We start from the raw sequence: 19,058 nt of genomic DNA, 5'->3' as shown, positions 1-19,058 counted from the left end.
ATTTCACCCGCGGAGATAATATGAACAAAAATACGCTGATCCTGGTTGTTGAAGATGAAGACGAAATCGCCGATATACTGATGAGCTACTTAGAGCGTTCGGGAATGAAAACGCTGAGGGCCAGGCAGGGCGAGCAGGCGATAACGCTTAATCGCCTCCATAAACCGGATCTCATCTTGCTGGACATTCACCTGCCCGTGTGTGACGGCTGGAGCGTGCTTACTACGCTTCGCCATGAAAGTGCTGTCCCCGTCATTATGGTTTCCGCTCTCGATCAGGACGTCGATAAGCTTATGGGTCTGAGGCTCGGGGCGGATGATTACGTAATCAAACCCTTTAACCCCTCTGAGGTTGTCGCACGGGTTGAGGCGGTGCTGCGCAGGACAAAACCTGCGCTTCAGCAGGCGGGTTCCCTGCCGCTCAGAACGCCCTTTATTACGGTCTATCCGGATGATTTCTACGTGGAAGTCACCGTGGGCGAAGAGGTTATCTCCCCGGTATTAACGACGACCGAATTTAAATTACTTACCTGGCTGGTGCGTTATCCGCGAAAGGTCTGTTCCCGTGAAGAGTTACTCAACGCGTGTCTGCCGGAAGGCGATACGCTCGACAGAACGGTCGATAGCCATATGAGCAAGTTGCGTAAAAAACTGGAGCTTGCCGGTCTTTACGGTGTTCCCGAGAGCATCAGAGGCATGGGCTACCGGCTTGGGGAAAAGAAATGAATAAAGAGTCTGTCCTGAGTCGTCAGATCTTAACGTATATGCTGTTGCTGACGTTTACGATAATTGCCATCGCCATCCTGGGCTCCTGGTTTTTTTACTCCTTTATTCTGGATCACCTCCCGGGCGGCCCTGCTGCAGGCGATGATGAACAGATGACGATGTGGGACTGGGCATGGATTGGGACCGCGACGACGATCAGCCTGATTATTGCCCTCTTTTTCACGGTCAAACTGTCATCGCGAATACTCACCCCGCTAAACGCGGTCGCGTCCAGCCTGAAAAAGATTTCTCAGGGCGATCTGGATGCCCGGGCATTCTGTGCCAGTTCCAGGCTGGGTGAGATCAATCACCTTGTGACGGATTTCAATGAAATGGCGGAAAAATTACAGACGCTGGATATTCAGAGGAAATCCTGGAATGCGGCTATTGCGCATGAGCTGAGAACCCCGGTCACGATCTTACGCGGAAGGCTTCAGGGGTTGGTTGACGGTGTTTTTACCCCGGACCCGGTGCTGTTTAATAATCTTCTCAAACAGACGGAAGGGTTAACCCGCCTGATTGAAGATCTCCGGGTTGTCAGTTCGGATGGCGGGGCGGGATACACGCTATACCAGTCCAGAACGGATTTAAAAGGAACAATACAGGACGCGCTCGATACCTTCATGCCCGAGTTCAGCCGTAAGGCATTTACCGTCAATACAGAACTGAGGGATCAGCAATGCGTATTCGATCCGTTACGCATCAATCAGTGTCTGACCGTTTTATTTGACAATGCCTTACACTATTCAACCTCGCGCAAACTCATCGTGAAAAATGGCGTTTCTGATAAAGGCAATTATATCCTTATTCAGGACGGGGGGCCGGGCATCCCCAGGGAGTTTCATGATTTCTTATTTCAGCCGTTTCAGCGCGATAATGGCGCCCGGCAGTTGAACCCGGAAGGCTGTGGTTTGGGCTTGTCGGTAGTAAAAGCCATCATGCTGGCGCATGGTGGCGATGTTACCTATACCTTATCGACGCAAAGCCACTCGATATTTAAACTTACCTGGCCCGACTCGTGAGTTTCAGCGGCAGGTCAAATGCACCTGCCGGCGATAAATGCCATATTTTTCCTAACTTAGCATCCCATTCCTGCGGGGTAATCGTCAGTTTACCGCGTCTCGGGCTTAAGGTTATTTCACTGAAATAGATGTCTTCTTTTTTTAGCATGAGGTCAACGCGGCAGTAGTCAATGCCATCCGCCAGCTCCTGGGATGCCAGCAACGCTTGTCGGAACAAGACCGGTTCGTCTGGATTTACTGAAGTATTCGGATACTCCATCTGGAAGGGTTGTAAGTTCCAGTGCCTGTCGTAAACGTTGATAAAACCGTTGCCGTTATCATCCGTAAAATCCGCTTCAACATAGTGGGCGACGCCATGAAAGCAATGGATCCTCAGCATTTCGGGCGTCGTATTCCTGTCAGCATCATCGAAGAGATCGACGAATGGCTCGCAAAGTATACTCGGCGTAATGTTTTTGTACTGCCACTCACGCGTGGTGTAGTACAAATTTTTCTTTAACGCGAGGCTCAGTTTTTTACGCGCTTTCTTGTCGTTATATTGCGCTTTGTTCGTACATATTATTGTGCTGCCACTATCATGGTTGCACTTAAGGACGAATTTGTCAGGGAGCACGGAAAAATCAATCTGCGACGCCCTGGTATAAACGCCAATTAATGGCACCGTTTTCACGCGCTTTGTTCTGGAGGAAACGTATGCCCGAACGGCGAGTTTATCGGCAAGCATCGTGTAGAGGTTATTATGGTCATAGACCAGACGATGACATATTTTTTCACTCAACGTCGTGGGTGATTGAATGTCAGGTTTTGTCCCGGATGTTTTCTCGAGCCTCACAGTATGAAAGTACAGGTCCGTCATTAAGAATGAACGGCATTTTCTGATGAGATACTCGGTATATTTGAGAACGTAAGTGGCGTTGTTCATTTCTTCTCCTCCGTAATGTCCGGATATTCTGGAGAAGAACTGTTGATTGATATTGCTTAAAAGATGGAGCAGGGATGGAGACGAAAATTAAAAGGATTAAATAGCGTGTAAAGGCTATTTAATCCTTATTGAGCGGTGCAACGTTTGTTTACCGGTCTTTGCGCCATGCATCGGCGGTTAATGCTTCACCGAAATGACCGGCTATCAGTCGTTTTGTCAGCTCATGAAGCGGGGAGGCCATCACATCCGCCGTGCTGCCGCGCTCGACCACTTCTCCCTGGTGCATGACCATCACCTGATCGCTGATATGCTTCATCATTCCCAGATGTTGGGTGACATAGATATACGAGATCCCCTGTTTTTCCTGCAATTCCAGCATCAGGTTAATCAGCTGAGAGCGCATCGACATGTCCAGCGAGGCAAGCGCTTCATCAGCAATGATCACTTTTGGCCGCAATATCAACGCACGCGCCAGACCCAGACGCTGTTTCTGGCCGGGGGCCAGCATATGCGGGTAGTAGCTTTCGTGATCCGGTAACAGCCCAACCATGCGCAGAGTTTCAAACACGCGCTTACGGCGCGCCTCTGGCTCCAGGTCGGTGTTCAGACGCAGCGGAAAATCGAGGATCTGCGAAATGCGCTGGCGTGGATTAAGCGAGGTAGACGGATCCTGGAAGATCATGCGGATGCGCTGGCTGCGGAAAGAGTAATCCCCGAACGTCAGAGGATGATCGTCAATCAACACTTCGCCTGCAGTCGGTTCAACCATGCCGGCGAGCATTTTTGCCAGGGTGGATTTCCCGGAACCGTTTTCGCCAATAATCGCCAGCGTCTGTTTTTCACGCAGCGTAAAGCTCAGCGGTTTCACCGCGTCGACAGTTTGGCGATGAAACAGCCCCGTGCGGTAGCGAAAGGTCTTACTCAGGTTGCGGACTTCCAGTAAGGTTTCGACCATTTCACTCTCTCTCCATGTTCAGCGGGAAATGACAGGCGTAAAGATGATTTTTCGCCCCGGTCAGGCGTGGCGTCTCGATACATTTACGCTGAGCATAGGGACACCGCGGCCCCAGACGACAGCCTATCGGCAGGGATTCCAGCAGCGGAATCGCCCCCGGCAGGGTATTCAGGCGGCTTTTATGCGGCATTGCGCTGCCAAAATCCGGAATCGCACGGATAAGCGCCTGCGTATACGGATGATGCGGCGCGGTGATCAGGTCTTCACTCGGCGCGGTTTCGACCGTTTGCCCGCAGTACATCACGTCAATTTTATCCGCCCATTTGCTGAGCATTTGCAGGTCATGGCTGATCAGCAAAATGGTGGTGTTGTTATTCTGGTTGAGACGCGACAGCAGGCGGAAGATTTGCGCCTGCGTGGTGGGTTCCATCGCGTTGGTGGGCTCATCCGCAATCAGCAAACGCGGCTGATTAGCCAGCGCGATGGCAATCATCACTTTCTGACATTCGCCGTCGGTCAGCTCATAAGGGAAGCTGCGCATCGCATCTTTGTGATCTTTGATCCCGACGCGGTGTAAAAGCTCGATGGCGCGACGCTTGCGCCAGCCAACGCGCTGCCACCAGCGGCCTTTATAGGTCCAGCCGGGGATGTTCTGCATCAGCTGTTTGCCCACGCGTTCGGACGGGTCGAGACAGGACTGCGGCTCCTGGAAAATCATCGAGACGTTATGCCCGACCAGCTTACGCCGCTCGCGGGGGGAGAGGCGCAGCAGATCGATATCATCAAAACGCATACGGTCTGCCGTCACGCGCCAGTTGTCTTTCGCCACGCCACAGATGGCTTTGGCGATCAGGCTTTTGCCTGAGCCGGATTCACCCACCAGCCCGCGAATTTCACCCTCCGCGAGGGTGATGCTGATGCGATCGACGGCTTTAACCCAGCCTTCACCGGTTTTGAATTCAATGGTGAGGTTGCGAATATCAAGAAGCGGCATTATTGCACCCCCGCATTAATCGCACGGCGAATACCGTCGCCCAGCAGGTTGATGAGCAGCACGCTCACCATAATGGCCGCACCCGGCAGCATAACCGTCCACGGTGCCACGTAAATTAACTCCAGCGCGTCACCGAGCATCGCACCCCATTCGGGCGACGGCAGCTGCGCGCCGAGGTCGAGGAAGCCGAGCGCCGCGATGTCCAGGATCGCCATCGACAGGGCGCGGGTGATCTCAGTGACCAGTCCGGCGGCGATGTTAGGCAGCACGGCAAACCACAGAATGTTGAAGGTCGTCGCACCGTCCAGACGGGCTGCGACGACATACTCTTTTTCCAGTTCATCATGCACCATGCTGTAAACCGAGCGCACGATGCGGGGCAGGATAGCCAGCCAGACGGCGAACATGGCATGCGACAGATGCGGACCGGCAAAGGCAACCACAATGATCGCCAGCAGCAGGGACGGAATCGACAGTAACGTATCCAGAATGTGGTTAAGCACCGCCGAGCGCAGGCCATGCGTGGATCCTGCAAAAATACCGAGCGCCAGCCCGCAGATCGTTGCCGCGAGCGTCACCACAAATGCGCCGCCAACCGTCGGGGCTGCACCGCTCAGCAGGCGGCTCAACACGTCACGTCCGAGGTCGTCCGTTCCCAGGAAGAAAGAGACTTCACCGTAGCGCGACCAGGACGGTGGCAGAAGCTGATAGCCAAGGAACTGCTGGTCAATGCCGTACGGTGCAAACCACGCGCCAAAGACGCACAGCAACACCAGACCGGCACAGCCATAAAGGCCGATCATCGCCGTGGTGTCACCATAGAATTTACGCCACACGGTACGCAGCACGCCGGGCGTGCGCTTTTCACTGTATACGCTATCGTAAGGCATACCATTCCTTATGCTTCAATGGGTTAGCCATAGCACCCAGAATATCGGACAACACGTTGACAATAATCACCAGCGAACCAATCACCATCACACCCGCAGAAATAGCGGCGTAGTCCTGCTGGCGGATGGCGTTAATCAGCCATCGCCCAAGGCCTGGCCAGCTAAAGACCATCTCGGTGATCATGGCCAGCGTCAGCATGGTGGAAAACTGTAATCCCAGACGCGGAATAACCGGCGGTAGCGCGTTGTGCAGGACGTTGCGGCGCAGTATGGTCAGGCGTGACAACCCGCGCGTGGCGGCGGCTTTGACATAGTTCTGGTCAAATACCTCAATGGTGCTGAGGCGCATCAGGCGGATCACTTCGGTTGTCGGCGCAACCGCCAGCGTCAGCACCGGCAGTACCATATGGCGCAGGGCGCTGACGATCATCTCGTGGCGCCATACCGAATCGGACAGCCACGCGTCAATAATGGCAAAACCCGTCACCGTTTTAACCGTATAGAGCAGGTCAAAACGCCCCGAAACCGGCAGCCAGCCCATCGTCAGCGAGAAGAAGAGCGTCAGCAGCAGCGCCAGCCAGAATACCGGGATGGAGAAGCCGAACAGGGCGAGGGCGCTGATAAACTTATCCTGCCATTTATTGCGGTAGATCCCGGCCAGCATGCCCACGGGAATGCCAACCATCAGGGCAAAGCCGAAGGCCAGAATGCACAGCTCCATCGTGGCCGGGAACACCTCTTTCAACTGCTGGGAAATCAGCTGCCCGTTAATGCTGGACACGCCGAAATCCCAGTGCAGCAGCCCGTTAAACCAGAAGAGCCAGGCATCCCACAGCGACGACCCCTGAAGCGGGGCATGGGGCGTGAAATAGCTCAGGCTGAAGCCGACAAAGTTCAGGAAAAAGAGCGTCACCAGCAGCAAAAGGAGCCGACGTAAGGTAAAAATAATCATGGTTTTTTCACCTCTTGTTCTTTTTCACGCGACACGCCGGCGAACGAGGCGTTGCCGAACGGGCTCAGTACCAGGCCTTTAATATCATAACGATAGGCCTGAAGACGCAGGGAAGAGGCCAGCGGCAGCACCGGCAGTTCCTGGGCGAGGATCTTCTGCGCTTCATCATAGGCGTCAATACGTGAGGCCAGCTGCTGGGAAGCCAGCGCTTTTTGCAGCACGGCGTCAAACTCCCGGTTACACCAGTGGGCGTAGTTGGTCTGCGAGTTTATCGCCGCACAGCTCAGTAGCGGCCGGAAGAAGCTGTCCGGATCGTTACTGTCGGTCGCCCAGCCGGTCAGGGTTAAATCATGATTCATGTCCATCAGGCGCGCCTCCTGGAAACGGCCCTCAACCGGTACAATGATCACTTTCACGCCCACCTGCGCCATATCTGCCTGCAGCAGTTCGGCGGTCTTGAGCGGGCTGGGGTTCCACGCCTGGGAACTGGTGGGCACCCAAAGCTGCAGCGTCAGGTTTTCTGCCCCCAGCGCTTTCAGCTGTTCACGCGCTTTTGCCGGATTGTATTCCGTAATTTTAGCTTCACCGTCATAGGCCCACGAGGCGCGCGGTAAAATTGAGGCGGCGGTTTCCGCCGTGCCGTAGTAGATCGACTGCATCAGGCGCTGGTTGTTAATGGCCAGCGCCAGAGCGTGCCGAACGGCAGGGTTATTCAACGGCGGTTTATCTGTGTTAAAGGCCAGATACGCGATGTTCATCCCCGGGCGTAGCGTCAGACGCAGGCGCGGATCGTCGCGCAAAATCGTGAGCTGGCTGGCCGCGGGCCAGGCAAGGACGTCACATTCCCCGGTGAGCAATTTCGACAGACGTCCCGTTCCGCCAGAGCCGAGATCCACCACCACCTGCGGCATCAGCGGCGTACCGCGCCAGAAGTGTTCATGGCGCTGCAGACGAATATATTGACCGGCGCGATATTCGGCCAGCTGGAACGGACCGGTGCCAACCGGCTGGCGATCGAGCAGTTCCTGACGATCTTTTTTCGTCAGGTTCGCCGCGTATTCTGCCGACATGACGGATGCATAGTGGGTTGCCAGGTGCCAGAGGAAGGAGGCATCCGGGCGCGTCAGCGTGAATTCAACCGTGCGGTTGTCCAGTTTGCGCACGCTTTTCACGGTGTCGGCAAACTGCAGGCTGTCGAAATAGGGGAAATTGCTGCCGTTAACGTTATGCCACGGGTGGTTGCGGTTAAAGATACGCTGGAAGGTGAAGACCACGTCATCTGCGTTCAGCTTGCGCGTGGGGGTAAACCACGGTGTGCGTTGAAACGCGACGTCATCGCGCAGGTGAAAACGGTAGGTAGCGCCGTTATCCAGCACTTCCCAGCTTTCCGCAAGCTCAGGCACCAGACGGTAGGTGTACGGGTCAACATCAAGCAGACGATCGTAAAGCTGCGCGGCAAGGGTATCCACAATCAGGCCGCTGCCCGCTTTTTGCGGGTTGAAGGTATCCACCTGGCCGCTTACGCAATAGACGAAGCCGCTGTCACGAATGTCAGGCTGCGGCGTTAGCCCGGGCGCGGCAAAGGCCAGGCTGCTAAACAGACCAAGTGCAAAAAAGGACGATAAAACCAGACGCATAATTTTTAAGGTATTATATATGAAGTGGCTATCCTACTAATTTTAAACGACATTATCCAGTGTCGTTTAAGCCTGAGGGCATAATGGGGGCAGTAACGTTTGCAGTCGGTCACTCAGCGTCACAACCAGATGCACGTTCATACCTGCAATCCACTTTGAATATACCTCATGGACTATCTTAGCATTTTCGTGGCGCATCTGACTCGCTATAAACGAAGGATTCGCTCCGGCGGATAGCATCAAGCTTGTGAATGTATGCCGCGAATGACAGGAAGACATGTTGTCGCTATCAGATCTGGGATCATACTTTCTGAAGAAAAATAGCTGGTAAAATGCGGCCGTTTATCACCAGATCTGAGAGCAGATCAAGTACGGGTAAGGCAATGGCATACGCACAGTCTAAATAGCATAGAGTAAAAATGCTCACTTTGTTGTTACGTGCGTACCTGCCACCCTGGTTCATTTTTTCAGCACTTTCATAAGCATCATCAGTACAAACGCTATCATTGCAGACAGGCCAAACTTGATCAGAATTGCTGTGAAATCATAGTTATTCATGGCTTCTTCACCATCGCCTGATATCTGGATATGTTGCATGAAAACATCATTAATCCAGCTGTCCGGTAAGAGGATAAAACAGGCAATAAGTAAAACAACGAATTTTATGATTTTCATCTCACACCACATTTACTGAAGTCAGGTACACCACGAACATCAATACGTCCGTAAGCCATCAATCCTTTACCGCCGGGTACAATCACTTTTTTCCGGTTGAGTAACGCATTCCGTAAAATCTGGAAGTCGGCCGCTCTGTAAAGGGTGATACAGCCCCACGACACACCAGAACCATCGGTGTTGAGAGGATGAAGTCTGAAACTCCCGCGTCTCGCCCCATTAACATAGACGTAATCGCTCATGGTTTGTGCGCTATACAAACCGAACCATTCAGAGTGATGGTTTTTGTACAGGTGTACCATATCGATAAATTCTGCTCTGACCTGGTTAACAAAACTGCCAGCGGGGCGGTCAACAATCCAGTAAGTACCCGGCGGTATAGCGGCTTTTTCGATATCTGAACAGTTTGGATTGTTTATATACCGTTCAATTCCTGACAGTACGTCAAACGATCCAATACCGTAACAATCCAGCTTGAGCGTTTTCCCATCTGGCGACAGCCGACCATAATCCATCATGCAAATCTGCAAGCTCATACTCCCGTTGCGATTGTCATTTTGCAGAAATGATAATCGATAATAAATGGCTGGTTAACCTACTAAATTTTCATTACAGGCAGGTTAGTGATTAAGCATGTTTGGTAGTAACGGGGTGAGGATGCCAGCAGAGTGCTGTAAACCTTATGAAGAATATCAATCAGACCATGCTCCGTAAAAATCTCTGCGGTTAAGTGCTGATATTGTCAGCGCATTTGATGCTTTTTAAGCAATGCCCTTAACTGATGGTAGGTCAGACCCAGTAGTTCAGCCGCCCGTTTCTGGTTGTATTTCGCCATCTTTAGGCTTTGCTCCAGCAGCTGTTTCTCCTGGTCGTGCTGGAACTGGCGTAAATCAAGGGGGAGAGTAGGGTGATCGCCTGAAGACGTTGGCACGGTCAGAGACGGTACGCTGCGTTGAAAAGGGTCGATAATGATGTTGTCCAGCTCGGTCTCGCTGCTGCCGTGGCGATAGACGGAACGCTCCACGACGTTTTTCAGTTCGCGGATATTTCCCGGCCAGTGGTAAGCAAGCAGCGTCTCCTGTGCATAATCGCTGAAGCCGGGGAACAGCGGCAGTCCGAGCTCGCGGCACATCTGAATCGCAAACTGGTCTGCCAGCAGCATGATGTCGCTTTTGCGCTCGCGCAGCGGAGGAAGCTGAACGACGTCAAAGGCCAGGCGGTCAAGCAGGTCGGCACGGAATTTCTCCTCCGCCACCATCTCCGGCAGGTTGGCGTTCGTGGCGCACACCAGGCGCACGTTGACCTGCAGCGGCTGGCTACCGCCGACGCGCTCCAGCTCGCCGTATTCAATCACGCGCAGCAGTTTTTCCTGCACCAGCATGGGCGCGGTGGCCAGCTCATCAAGAAACAGCGTACCGCCGTCGGCGCGCTCAAAGCGTCCGGGATGGCGCTTCTGGGCACCGGTAAACGCGCCCGCTTCATGGCCGAAGAGCTCGGTATCGAGCAGGTTTTCATTCAGCGCCGCGCAGTTAAGGGAAATGAAGGGGCCGTCCCAGCGCCCGGATAAATAGTGCAGACGGTTAGCTATCAATTCCTTTCCCGTTCCGCGTTCACCGATGATCAGTACCGGTTTGTTGAGCGGCGCCAGGCGAGAAACCTGTTCCAGCACTTCCAGAAAACTGTTTGCTTCGCCGAGTAAATTGTCTTTGTATCCAGGCATGATGAAATTAACCACTCCTTAGCGATATTCACCAGGCAAGAATAGTTCTTTACTGCATGAAAATCAATCAGTCTCAGTAAAATCAATAAGATAAAAAGTTGGCATGATGTTTGTATTATCTGTACAGCAGGGCATAGCCCGATAACAGAACTATGAGGATTTAATTATGGGTATTTTTTCTCGTTTTGCCGACATCGTGAACGCCAACATCAACTCACTGCTTGAGAAGGCGGAAGATCCGCAGAAGCTGGTTCGCCTGATGATTCAGGAGATGGAAGACACGCTGGTTGAAGTGCGTTCTACCTCCGCCCGTGCGCTGGCGGAGAAAAAACAGCTTACGCGTCGTATTGAACAAGCTACCGCTCAGCTGAACGAATGGCAGGAAAAAGCGGAACTCGCGCTGCGTAAAGATAAAGAGGATCTGGCTCGTGCGGCGCTGATCGAAAAACAGAAGCTGGCAGAGCTGGTCGCGACGCTCGAGCATGAAGTGACGCTGGTGGATGACACGCTCACCCGTATGAAGAAAGAGATTGGTGAGCTTGAAAACAAGCTGAGCGAAACCCGCGCGCGTCAGCAGGCGCTGACCCTGCGTCACCAGGCGGCAAGCTCTTCCCGCGACGTGCGTCGCCAGCTGGACAGCGGTAAGCTTGATGAAGCGATGGCGCGTTTTGAATCGTTTGAACGTCGTATCGACCAGATGGAAGCGGAAGCCGAAAGCCACGGCATCGGTAAGCAGAAGTCGCTGGATCAACAGTTCGCCGACCTGAAGGCCGATGATGAAATCAGCGAGCAGCTGGCGGCACTGAAAGCCAAAATGAAGCAAGACAACCAATAATAATTCCTGCGGCACCTGAGCGTGCCGCATCGTAAGACAAGGAGTACACATGAGCGCGCTTTTTCTGGCCATTCCCCTGACAATTTTCGTGCTGTTCGTTTTGCCGATTTGGCTATGGCTGCACTACAGCAACCGTTCTTCACGGGGCGAACTTTCCCAGAGTGAACAACAGCGTCTGGTTCAGCTCTCCGATGAGGCGAACAAAATGCGCGAACGCATTCAGGCGCTGGAAGCCATCCTGGATGCTGAACATCCAAACTGGAGGGACCGTTAATGTCTGGACTGAATCTGAACAAAAAGTTGTGGCGTATTCCGCAGCAGGGCATGGTGCGCGGCGTTTGTGCCGGGCTGGCTCATTATCTTGATGTCCCGGTAAAACTGGTGCGCGTGGTCACGGTGCTATCGATCTTCTTCGGACTGGCGTTTATTACCCTGGTGGCATATATCGTCCTGTCGTTTGTCCTTGACCCGATGCCGGAAGGAGAACTGGCTGCGGAAGGTGCCCCCACCAGCAGCGATCTTCTCAATGCGGTTGATGCGCAACTCGCCGCCGGTGAGAAGCGGCTACGGGAAATGGAACGCTATGTCACGTCGGATACCTTTACGCTGAGAAGTCGTTTTCGTCAGCTTTAAGAGAGAGATGAGATGAAACAACACTGGCAACAGGCCGGTCAGAAGGTAAAACCCGGCCTGAAAATCGCAGGTAAACTGGTCCTGCTGACCGCGTTACGGTTCGGACCGGCAGGTGTGGCGGGGTGGGCAATAAAATCCGTTGCCCGCAAGCCGGTCAGAATGGTGCTGGCCGTGGCGCTCGAACCGCTGTTGCAAAAGGTGGCAAAACGGCTTTCTCGCCGCTACTTATCCCAATAACCCCCGCTGGCGTTAGCCCTTTCCCTTCCGGGAGAGGGACTGACGACGGTTAACCGCATTTTCTCTTTTTCCCGTGCTTTCTTTGCGGCAGCTCACAATATTACGCTGAGCTGCTTTGCAATCACCTTTTTCCTCTTCCAGGTCCGTTGACAGATATTTTTCATGGGAGTAGATTGCCACTTCGTGGGACCGCTACCATGGAAAATGAAATGAAGGCAAAAATTAAAGAACTCATTAATCTTGTTTATGGTGTAACGTTTTCTGAAGCCCAGTTTAAGGTGCTGATGGAAAATATTGGAAAGGCCGCTTCTGTTATTACAGAGAAGCGTAAAACGGGATGGGATGAAAAAGATGTTGTTCTGATTACCTATGCCGATCAGTTTTCAGCGAAAGGGGAGAAGGCGCTGCCGGTTTTTACACGTTTTTATAACAAATGGCTTTCCCAATCTTTTTCTCATGTCCATCTTTTGCCTTTTTATCCATGGTCTTCGGACGACGGATTTTCTGTTATTGATTATCATGAGGTTGCGCCTGAAACGGGTACGTGGCGAGATGTAGCTGAATTAAAACAGTCCACCAGCTTAATGTTCGATTTCGTCTGCAACCACATGTCATCCAAAAGTAAATGGTTCTCTAATTATCTGAAGCAAACGCCTGGCTATGATGATTTCTTTATTTCTGTCGATCCTGAAACAGATTTATCCGCGGTGACGCGTCCGCGTGCCTTACCGCTTCTTACGCCTTTCACGCTGCATGATGGCAGCGTGCGACACCTGTGGACCACCTTCAGCGAGGAGCAGGTTGATCTTAACTTTGCCTCTCCGCAGGTGCTGATCGCGATGGTGGACGTGTTGCTGCATTACCTGATTGAAGGGGCGCGATACATTCGTCTGGATGCTGTGGGCTTCATGTGGAAAATACCCGGAACAAACTGCATCCACCTTGAGCAAACCCACCAGCTTATCCAGCTTTTCCGCGCTATCACTGAAGCTGTCGCCCCGGGGACGGTGATTATCACCGAGACGAACGTTCCGCATAAAGATAACGTCGCTTACTTCGGTGACGGTGAAAATGAAGCGCAGATGGTTTATCAGTTCTCTTTGCCGCCGCTGGTATTGCATGCGGTGCATTGTCAGGACGTCCGGACGCTGAGCCAGTGGGCAGCGTCGCTGAGGCTGCCTTCGACGAAAACCACCTGGTTTAACTTCCTGGCCTCGCATGATGGGATTGGTCTGAATCCGTTGCGCGGAATTTTACCTGAGTCGGAAATCCTCTCTCTTGTGGAGAAACTCCAAGCTGATGGGGCGTTGGTTAACTGGAAAAATAACCCGGATGGTACACGCAGTCCTTATGAAATTAATGTGACCTATCTGGATGCATTAAGTACACGTGACAGTCTTGATAGCCATCGGATTGCCCGGTTTATTCTGGCGCATGCCGTCCTCTTAAGTTTCCCCGGCGTGCCCGCGGTTTATATCCAGAGTATTCTCGGCTCGCGTAATGATTATGCAGGTGTTGAACGTCTGGGATACAACCGCGCGATAAATCGTGAAAAATACATTGCAGGACAAATTGATAGCGTGCTTGAAGATAAAAATAGCCTGCGCTCTCAGGTCTATTGCGCATTAAGCCAGTTAATCGCGCTGCGTCGGGCGGAAAAAGCATTCCATCCTGACAGTGAAGCTTATTTTAGTGCGTCAGGTGAGCATGTATTAAAAATCGTTCGCGTGGCGGGTTGTGGCGAAAAAATAACGGCGCTGTTTAATTTCAGCGATGGCATTCAAACGGTGGAGTCCGATATTCAATCCGGAACGGAGTTGATTGCCGGAAAAAATATTACAGATAAAACGCTGACCCTATATCCATGGCAGGTGTTGTGGATTAAAGAAAACTAAAAAGGACCTTAAAAATGAAAATGCCCAGAATTGTGCTGATATCAGCACTGGTTTCGTGCGCCCTGTTATCAGGCTGCAAGGATGACAAAAAGTCTGCTGTCACCATTGAGTTTATGCACTCATCTGTCGAGCAGGAGCGTCAGGCGGTTATCACGAAGCTGATCGAAAAATTTGAGAAAGAGAACCCCGGCATCACGGTGAAACAGGTGCCGGTAGAAGAGGATGCCTACAACACCAAGGTTATTACGCTCGCCAGAACGGGCGCACTGCCTGAGGTAATTGAAGTCAGTCATGACTACGCGAAAGTCATGGACAAGGAACAGCTGCTGGATCGCAAAGCTATTGGTGAAGCCATTAAAGCGGTAGGCGAGAACACCTTCTATGACGGCATCTTGCGTGTTGTGCGTACGGAAGATGGTTCTGCCTGGACGGGGGTGCCAGTCAGTGCCTGGCTATCCGGCGTCTGGTATCACAAAGATGTGCTTGCTGCAGCGGGTATCCAGGAGCCGCATAACTGGGAACAGCTGCTAAAAGCCAGCCAGAGCCTTAACGACCCGGCCAAAAAACATTACGGCATTGCGCTGCCCACCGCGGAAAGCGTGATGACAGAGCAGGCATTCTCCCAGTTTGCGCTTTCCGGCGGCGCGAACGTTTTTGATGCCAAAGGGAACGTCGACATCGATACCCCTGAAATGGCAAAGGCCCTGGCGTTTTATAAAGCCCTGGCCGCGACCACCATGCCGGGTTCAAACGACGTCATGGAGATCAAAGATGCCTTCATGAACGGTTCTGCGCCGATGGCGGTTTATTCCACCTACATCCTGCCGGCGGTATTCCAGGATGGAAACCCTGCCAACCTGGGCTTCGTCGTCCCAACAGAAACATCTTCTGCAGTTTACGGCATGGTCACGTCGCTGACGATTACCACCGGTCAAACCGAAGATGAAACTCAGGCGGCTGAAAAGTTTGTGACCTGGATGGAACAGGCTCAAAACGCAACCGACTGGGTCATGATGTCGCCTGGCGCGGCACTGCCGGTGAACAAGCTGGTGGTGGGTACTGATACCTGGAAAAACAACGATGTAATTAAAGCGTTTGGGCAACTGCCTTACGAACTGATTGCACAGTTCCCAAATGTGCAGGTGTTTGGTGCCGTGGGCGACAAAAACTTCACCCGCATGGGCGATGTAACCGGGTCCGGCATTATCAGTTCTATGGTGCATAACGTCACGGTAGGTAAACAAGATCTCAGCAACACGCTTAGTGACAGCCAGAAGCGACTGACTGATCTGATTTCACAACGATAGGAGCGCTCTGCGGAAGGAAATTATGAAGACGTTGTTTTCTGGTCGTTCAGATATGCCTTTCGCCATGCTGCTGTTGGCCCCCAGCCTGATTTTGCTGGGGGGCCTGGTGGCCTGGCCAATGATTTCCAATATTGAAATCAGTTTCTTACGTCTGCCGCTGAACCCGCGTATAGATGCGGTGTTCGTCGGGCTCGATAACTACATCCGCATTCTCGGGGATGCTGCTTTCTGGCACTCGCTGTGGATGACCTTCTGGTACACCGCGCTGGTGGTGATTGGCAGCACGGGGCTGGGGCTGGCTGTTGCGATCTTCTTTAATCGTGAATTCCGTATGCGGAAAACGGCGCGTTCACTGGTAATTCTGTCCTACGTTACGCCGTCCATTTCGCTGGTGTTTGCATGGAAATACATGTTCAACAACGGCTACGGCATTGTGAACTATCTGGGCGTTGACCTGCTGCATCTGTATGACCAGGCGCCGCTGTGGTTCGACAATCCTGGCAGCAGTTTTGTACTGGTGGTGCTGTTCGCCATCTGGCGTTACTTCCCGTACGCGTTCATTTCGTTCCTGGCGATTTTGCAGACCATTGATAAGTCGCTGTATGAAGCGGCGGAAATGGACGGCGCGAATGCCTGGCAGCGTTTTCGAATCGTTACGCTACCAGCGATTATGCCGGTGCTGGCAACGGTGGTGACGCTGCGCACTATCTGGATGTTCTACATGTTTGCGGATGTCTACCTGTTGACGACCAAGGTCGATATTTTGGGCGTCTACCTCTACAAAACGGCATTCGCTTTCAATGATTTGGGTAAAGCAGCGGCGATTTCCGTCGTGCTGTTCGTGATCATCTTCGCGGTGATTCTGCTGACCAGAAAAAGGGTAAACCTCAATGGCAACAAATAAACGCGTACTGAGCCGCATTGGTTTTTATCTGGGGCTGGCGGTGTTTCTGGTCATCACGCTGTTCCCGTTTTTCGTGATGCTAATGACGTCATTTAAGAGTGCGAAAGAGGCGATATCGCTTAACCCGACCATATTGCCGCAGGCGTGGACGCTGCAGCATTACGTCGACATCTTTAACCCGCTGATTTTCCCGTTTGTGGACTATTTCAAAAACAGCATGGTGGTGTCGTTGACCTCATCGGTGATTGCCGTGTTTCTCGGCACGCTGGGGGCCTACGCCTTGTCAAAACTGCGTTTTAAGGGCCGCACGACGATCAATGCGAGTTTTTACACCGTCTACATGTTCTCCGGGATATTGCTGGTGGTGCCGTTGTTCAAAATCATCACTGCCCTTGGGATCTACGACACCGAGCTGGCGCTGATTATCACCATGGTGACCCAAACGTTACCGACCGCGGTGTTCATGCTGCGCAGCTATTTCGACACCATCCCGGACGAAATCGAAGAAGCCGCGATGATGGACGGCCTGAACCGCCTGCAAATCATCTTCCGCATCACCGTGCCGCTGGCGATTTCCGGGCTCGTGTCGGTGTTTGTCTACTGCTTCATGGTGGCGTGGAACGACTACCTGTTTGCGTCCATTTTCCTGTCCAGCGCCAGCAATTTCACCTTGCCGGTCGGGCTGAACACGCTCTTTAGCACGCCAGATTATATCTGGGGTCGCATGATGGCGGCATCGCTGGTGACGGCGCTTCCGGTGGTCATCATGTACGCCCTGTCTGAACGTTTTATTAAAAGTGGTTTGACCGCCGGTGGCGTGAAGGGCTGAGGCGGCCAATTTTAACAAGGAGTCAGTCATGAAAAAATTAGTTGCGACAGCGCCTCGTGTGGCGGCGCTGGTGGAATATGAAGATCGTCCGGTTGCGGTTCATGAAGTGAAAATTCGCGCTCGCTTTGGCGCGCCGAAACACGGTACCGAAGTGGTGGATTTCCGCGCCGCCAGTCCGTTTATCGATGAAGAGTTCAACGCGGAGTGGCAGATGTTTACCCCGCGTGACGAGGGTTCTGCCCGCGGGATCGAATTCGGTAAGTTCCAGCTGGGCAACATGATTGTTGGCGACATTATCGAATGCGGTGATGACGTCACTGAATATCAGATCGGCGACAGCGTCTGCTGCTACGCACCGCTGCAGGAAACGGTGATCGTTAACGCGGTGAACAACTACAAGCTGCGCAAAATGCCGCAGGGTGCCTCCTGGAAAAACGCCGTTTGCTACGATCCGGCGCAGTTCGCCATGAGCGGCGTGCGTGATGCCAACGTGCGGGTCGGCGATTTTGTAGTCGTGGTGGGGCTGGGGGCGATTGGGCAGATTGCTGTCCAGCTGGCCAAAAAAGCCGGGGCGTCCGTCGTTATCGGTGTCGATCCTATTGAACACCGCTGCGAGATCGCCCGTCGTCATGGGGCCGACCACTGTCTGAACCCAATCGGCACTGATGTCGGTCTGGAAATTAAAAAGCTGACCGGGAAGCAGGGCGCGGACGTGATCATCGAAACCAGCGGCTATGCAGATGCACTGCAGTCCGCGCTGCGCGGACTTGCCTATGGCGGCACCATCTCCTATGTAGCCTTCGCAAAACCGTTCGCGGAAGGCTTTAACCTTGGCCGCGAAGCGCATTTCAACAACGCGAAGATTGTCTTCTCCCGCGCCTGCAGCGAACCCAACCCGGACTACCCGCGCTGGAGCCGTAAACGTATTGAAGAGACATGCTGGGAACTGCTGATGAACGGCTATCTGAATTGTGAGGAACTGATCGACCCGGTCGTGACCTTCACCACCAGCCCGGAAAGCTATATGACGTATGTCGATCAGCACCCGGAACTCAGTATCAAAATGGGCGTCACTTTTTAAGCTAAGGAGAGCAAATCATGAAAATCGCAACACAAAACCAGGCCTTTTTCCCGACCAATATCATGGAAAAATTCGAGTACATCAAAGCGATGGGTTTTGATGGCTATGAAATTGATGGCCGACTGCTGGTAGAAAACCTCGCCGAGGTAAAAGCGGCCATCAAAGCCACCGGTCTGCCGGTGACGACGGCCTGCGGTGGATACGATGGCTGGATTGGCGACTTCATCGAAGAACGTCGTCTGAACGGGTTAAAGCAGATTGAACGCATTCTGGAAGTGCTGGCTGAGGTGGGCGGCAAGGGCATTATCGTGCCTGCTGCCTGGGGAATGTTTACCTTCCGCCTCCCGCCAATGACCTCCCCACGCAGCCTGGAAGGAGACCGCAACGCGGTAAGCGCCTCCTTGCGCTGGCTGGATGAGGTCGCGGCGCGCACAGGGACGACCGTCTACCTGGAGCCGCTGAACCGCTATCAGGATCATATGATCAACACCCTTGCTGATGCGCGTCGCTATATCGAAGAGAACGGCCTGAAGCACGTGCAGATCATCGGCGATTTCTATCATATGAACATCGAAGAAGACTCGCTGACGGATGCGCTGCATCAGCACCGCGATCTGCTGGGCCATGTGCACATCGCAGATAATCACCGCTATCAGCCGGGCAGCGGCAGCCTCGATTTTGCCAGCCTGTTCGATCAGCTGCGTGCGGATAATTACCAGGGTTACGTGGTGTATGAGTGCCGTGTCCGCGCCGAGGATCCGGCGCAGGCTTATCAGGACTCCCTCACTTATTTGCGTGAATGCTAA

Annotated in this window: 21 protein-coding genes and 1 pseudogene; 12 read left to right on the top strand and 10 right to left on the bottom strand. The window is 53.0% G+C overall.

All coding sequences use genetic code 11. The annotated features are described in order from the left end of the window. Window positions 1-20: 20 nt before the first annotated feature. Together AC0TN7_RS08555 and AC0TN7_RS08550 are read left to right on the top strand one after the other, a co-directional pair. On the top strand, window positions 21-725 hold the full coding sequence (locus AC0TN7_RS08555) for a response regulator (RefSeq protein ID WP_024907133.1): 705 nt from the start codon (window positions 21-23) through the stop codon (window positions 723-725). Further along, window positions 722-1,786 carry an ATP-binding protein gene (locus tag AC0TN7_RS08550; protein ID WP_248271896.1) on the top strand — a complete coding sequence of 355 codons (1,065 nt, stop codon included), beginning with the start codon at window positions 722-724 and terminating at the stop codon, window positions 1,784-1,786. Before AC0TN7_RS08555 ends, AC0TN7_RS08550 begins: the two co-directional genes overlap by 4 nt. Here the strand turns inward: AC0TN7_RS08550 and AC0TN7_RS08545 are convergent. The 10 genes and pseudogenes from AC0TN7_RS08545 to pspF all read right to left on the bottom strand — a co-directional run bounded on the left by AC0TN7_RS08545 (window position 1,767) and on the right by pspF (window position 10,531). After that, window positions 1,767-2,708: an ATP-grasp fold amidoligase family protein gene (locus AC0TN7_RS08545; RefSeq protein ID WP_473702062.1), complete on the bottom strand. Its 942-nt coding sequence runs from the start codon at window positions 2,706-2,708 to the stop codon at window positions 1,767-1,769. The genes AC0TN7_RS08550 and AC0TN7_RS08545 overlap by 20 nt on opposite strands. 148 nt (window positions 2,709-2,856) lie before the next feature. Then, window positions 2,857-3,663 (bottom strand): putrescine export ABC transporter ATP-binding protein SapF, encoded by an 807-nt coding sequence (gene sapF, locus AC0TN7_RS08540; RefSeq protein ID WP_023312051.1) that lies wholly within the window; start codon window positions 3,661-3,663, stop codon window positions 2,857-2,859. Window position 3,664: 1 nt separating this feature from the next. After that, window positions 3,665-4,657, bottom strand: a complete 993-nt coding sequence (sapD, locus tag AC0TN7_RS08535; RefSeq protein WP_008501228.1) for a putrescine export ABC transporter ATP-binding protein SapD — start codon at window positions 4,655-4,657, stop codon at window positions 3,665-3,667. Further along, the gene (sapC, locus tag AC0TN7_RS08530; protein ID WP_024907136.1) at window positions 4,657-5,547 is read right to left on the bottom strand and encodes a putrescine export ABC transporter permease SapC; all 891 of its coding nucleotides are present in this window, start codon (window positions 5,545-5,547) and stop codon (window positions 4,657-4,659) included. Before sapC ends, sapD begins: the two co-directional genes overlap by 1 nt. Next, the gene (sapB, locus tag AC0TN7_RS08525) at window positions 5,534-6,499 is read right to left on the bottom strand and encodes a putrescine export ABC transporter permease SapB (RefSeq protein WP_024907137.1); all 966 of its coding nucleotides are present in this window, start codon (window positions 6,497-6,499) and stop codon (window positions 5,534-5,536) included. Before sapB ends, sapC begins: the two co-directional genes overlap by 14 nt. Continuing rightward, on the bottom strand, window positions 6,496-8,136 hold the full coding sequence (gene sapA, locus AC0TN7_RS08520; protein ID WP_023312048.1) for an ABC transporter substrate-binding protein SapA: 1,641 nt from the start codon (window positions 8,134-8,136) through the stop codon (window positions 6,496-6,498). Before sapA ends, sapB begins: the two co-directional genes overlap by 4 nt. A 66-nt stretch (window positions 8,137-8,202) precedes the next feature. Next, window positions 8,203-8,400: pseudogene (locus tag AC0TN7_RS08515) on the bottom strand (site-specific integrase); the annotation flags it as partial. A 195-nt stretch (window positions 8,401-8,595) separates the two neighbouring features. After that, the gene (locus tag AC0TN7_RS08510) at window positions 8,596-8,811 is read right to left on the bottom strand and encodes a hypothetical protein (protein ID WP_024907139.1); all 216 of its coding nucleotides are present in this window, start codon (window positions 8,809-8,811) and stop codon (window positions 8,596-8,598) included. Next, on the bottom strand, window positions 8,808-9,347 hold the full coding sequence (locus AC0TN7_RS08505) for a DUF2778 domain-containing protein (protein WP_370883573.1): 540 nt from the start codon (window positions 9,345-9,347) through the stop codon (window positions 8,808-8,810). The genes AC0TN7_RS08510 and AC0TN7_RS08505 overlap by 4 nt, the downstream gene beginning before the upstream one ends. A 206-nt stretch (window positions 9,348-9,553) precedes the next feature. Continuing rightward, entirely contained in the window at window positions 9,554-10,531 is a 978-nt protein-coding gene (pspF, locus tag AC0TN7_RS08500; protein ID WP_024907141.1) for a phage shock protein operon transcriptional activator, read from the bottom strand. 166 nt (window positions 10,532-10,697) lie between these two features. Between pspF and pspA the strand changes: the two genes are divergently transcribed. From pspA to AC0TN7_RS08450, 10 genes are all read left to right on the top strand, one after another. Then, window positions 10,698-11,366: a phage shock protein PspA gene (gene pspA / locus AC0TN7_RS08495; protein ID WP_021240283.1), complete on the top strand. Its 669-nt coding sequence runs from the start codon at window positions 10,698-10,700 to the stop codon at window positions 11,364-11,366. A gap of 49 nt (window positions 11,367-11,415) precedes the next feature. Further along, entirely contained in the window at window positions 11,416-11,640 is a 225-nt protein-coding gene (gene pspB / locus AC0TN7_RS08490; protein WP_023312045.1) for an envelope stress response membrane protein PspB, read from the top strand. Next, the gene (gene pspC / locus AC0TN7_RS08485) at window positions 11,640-11,999 is read left to right on the top strand and encodes an envelope stress response membrane protein PspC (RefSeq protein WP_008501237.1); all 360 of its coding nucleotides are present in this window, start codon (window positions 11,640-11,642) and stop codon (window positions 11,997-11,999) included. The genes pspB and pspC overlap by 1 nt, the downstream gene beginning before the upstream one ends. A gap of 12 nt (window positions 12,000-12,011) precedes the next feature. Beyond that, window positions 12,012-12,236 (top strand): phage shock protein PspD, encoded by a 225-nt coding sequence (gene pspD / locus AC0TN7_RS08480; protein ID WP_023312043.1) that lies wholly within the window; start codon window positions 12,012-12,014, stop codon window positions 12,234-12,236. A gap of 197 nt (window positions 12,237-12,433) precedes the next feature. Beyond that, a complete protein-coding gene (locus AC0TN7_RS08475; RefSeq protein ID WP_473702061.1) occupies window positions 12,434-14,131 on the top strand; it encodes a sugar phosphorylase in 1,698 nt (565 codons plus the stop codon). A 14-nt stretch (window positions 14,132-14,145) separates the two neighbouring features. Beyond that, window positions 14,146-15,438 carry an ABC transporter substrate-binding protein gene (locus AC0TN7_RS08470; protein ID WP_061714987.1) on the top strand — a complete coding sequence of 431 codons (1,293 nt, stop codon included), beginning with the start codon at window positions 14,146-14,148 and terminating at the stop codon, window positions 15,436-15,438. 22 nt (window positions 15,439-15,460) lie between these two features. Next, on the top strand, window positions 15,461-16,342 hold the full coding sequence (locus AC0TN7_RS08465; RefSeq protein ID WP_022648300.1) for a carbohydrate ABC transporter permease: 882 nt from the start codon (window positions 15,461-15,463) through the stop codon (window positions 16,340-16,342). Continuing rightward, window positions 16,329-17,171 carry a carbohydrate ABC transporter permease gene (locus tag AC0TN7_RS08460; RefSeq protein WP_023335920.1) on the top strand — a complete coding sequence of 281 codons (843 nt, stop codon included), beginning with the start codon at window positions 16,329-16,331 and terminating at the stop codon, window positions 17,169-17,171. Before AC0TN7_RS08465 ends, AC0TN7_RS08460 begins: the two co-directional genes overlap by 14 nt. Window positions 17,172-17,199: 28 nt before the next feature. Then, a complete protein-coding gene (locus AC0TN7_RS08455) occupies window positions 17,200-18,252 on the top strand; it encodes a zinc-dependent alcohol dehydrogenase (protein WP_024907144.1) in 1,053 nt (350 codons plus the stop codon). Between the two features lie 17 nt (window positions 18,253-18,269). Then, a complete protein-coding gene (locus AC0TN7_RS08450) occupies window positions 18,270-19,058 on the top strand; it encodes a sugar phosphate isomerase/epimerase family protein (protein ID WP_024907145.1) in 789 nt (262 codons plus the stop codon).

It is taken from the genome of Enterobacter sp. PL_is511 (genome assembly GCF_055816065.1).
This window is presented reverse-complemented; position numbering and strand designations above follow the sequence as displayed.

Bases quoted from the DNA above. Each gene is read 5' to 3' on its own strand.
- AC0TN7_RS08465 (WP_022648300.1), top strand. From the start codon at position 15,461: ATGAAGACGTTGTTTTCTGGTCGTTCAGATATGCCTTTCGCCATGCTG.
- AC0TN7_RS08550 (WP_248271896.1), top strand. From the start codon at position 722: ATGAATAAAGAGTCTGTCCTGAGTCGTCAGATCTTAACGTATATGCTG.
- pspA (WP_021240283.1), top strand. From the start codon at position 10,698: ATGGGTATTTTTTCTCGTTTTGCCGACATCGTGAACGCCAACATCAAC.
- sapC (WP_024907136.1), bottom strand. From the start codon at position 5,547: ATGCCTTACGATAGCGTATACAGTGAAAAGCGCACGCCCGGCGTGCTG.
- pspD (WP_023312043.1), top strand. From the start codon at position 12,012: ATGAAACAACACTGGCAACAGGCCGGTCAGAAGGTAAAACCCGGCCTG.
- sapA (WP_023312048.1), bottom strand. From the start codon at position 8,136: ATGCGTCTGGTTTTATCGTCCTTTTTTGCACTTGGTCTGTTTAGCAGC.
- AC0TN7_RS08505 (WP_370883573.1), bottom strand. From the start codon at position 9,347: ATGAGCTTGCAGATTTGCATGATGGATTATGGTCGGCTGTCGCCAGAT.
- pspF (WP_024907141.1), bottom strand. From the start codon at position 10,531: ATGCCTGGATACAAAGACAATTTACTCGGCGAAGCAAACAGTTTTCTG.
- sapF (WP_023312051.1), bottom strand. From the start codon at position 3,663: ATGGTCGAAACCTTACTGGAAGTCCGCAACCTGAGTAAGACCTTTCGC.
- AC0TN7_RS08450 (WP_024907145.1), top strand. From the start codon at position 18,270: ATGAAAATCGCAACACAAAACCAGGCCTTTTTCCCGACCAATATCATG.
- AC0TN7_RS08455 (WP_024907144.1), top strand. From the start codon at position 17,200: ATGAAAAAATTAGTTGCGACAGCGCCTCGTGTGGCGGCGCTGGTGGAA.
- sapB (WP_024907137.1), bottom strand. From the start codon at position 6,499: ATGATTATTTTTACCTTACGTCGGCTCCTTTTGCTGCTGGTGACGCTC.
- AC0TN7_RS08510 (WP_024907139.1), bottom strand. From the start codon at position 8,811: ATGAAAATCATAAAATTCGTTGTTTTACTTATTGCCTGTTTTATCCTC.
- AC0TN7_RS08555 (WP_024907133.1), top strand. From the start codon at position 21: ATGAACAAAAATACGCTGATCCTGGTTGTTGAAGATGAAGACGAAATC.
- sapD (WP_008501228.1), bottom strand. From the start codon at position 4,657: ATGCCGCTTCTTGATATTCGCAACCTCACCATTGAATTCAAAACCGGT.
- pspB (WP_023312045.1), top strand. From the start codon at position 11,416: ATGAGCGCGCTTTTTCTGGCCATTCCCCTGACAATTTTCGTGCTGTTC.
- pspC (WP_008501237.1), top strand. From the start codon at position 11,640: ATGTCTGGACTGAATCTGAACAAAAAGTTGTGGCGTATTCCGCAGCAG.
- AC0TN7_RS08460 (WP_023335920.1), top strand. From the start codon at position 16,329: ATGGCAACAAATAAACGCGTACTGAGCCGCATTGGTTTTTATCTGGGG.
- AC0TN7_RS08545 (WP_473702062.1), bottom strand. From the start codon at position 2,708: ATGAACAACGCCACTTACGTTCTCAAATATACCGAGTATCTCATCAGA.
- AC0TN7_RS08470 (WP_061714987.1), top strand. From the start codon at position 14,146: ATGAAAATGCCCAGAATTGTGCTGATATCAGCACTGGTTTCGTGCGCC.
- AC0TN7_RS08475 (WP_473702061.1), top strand. From the start codon at position 12,434: ATGGAAAATGAAATGAAGGCAAAAATTAAAGAACTCATTAATCTTGTT.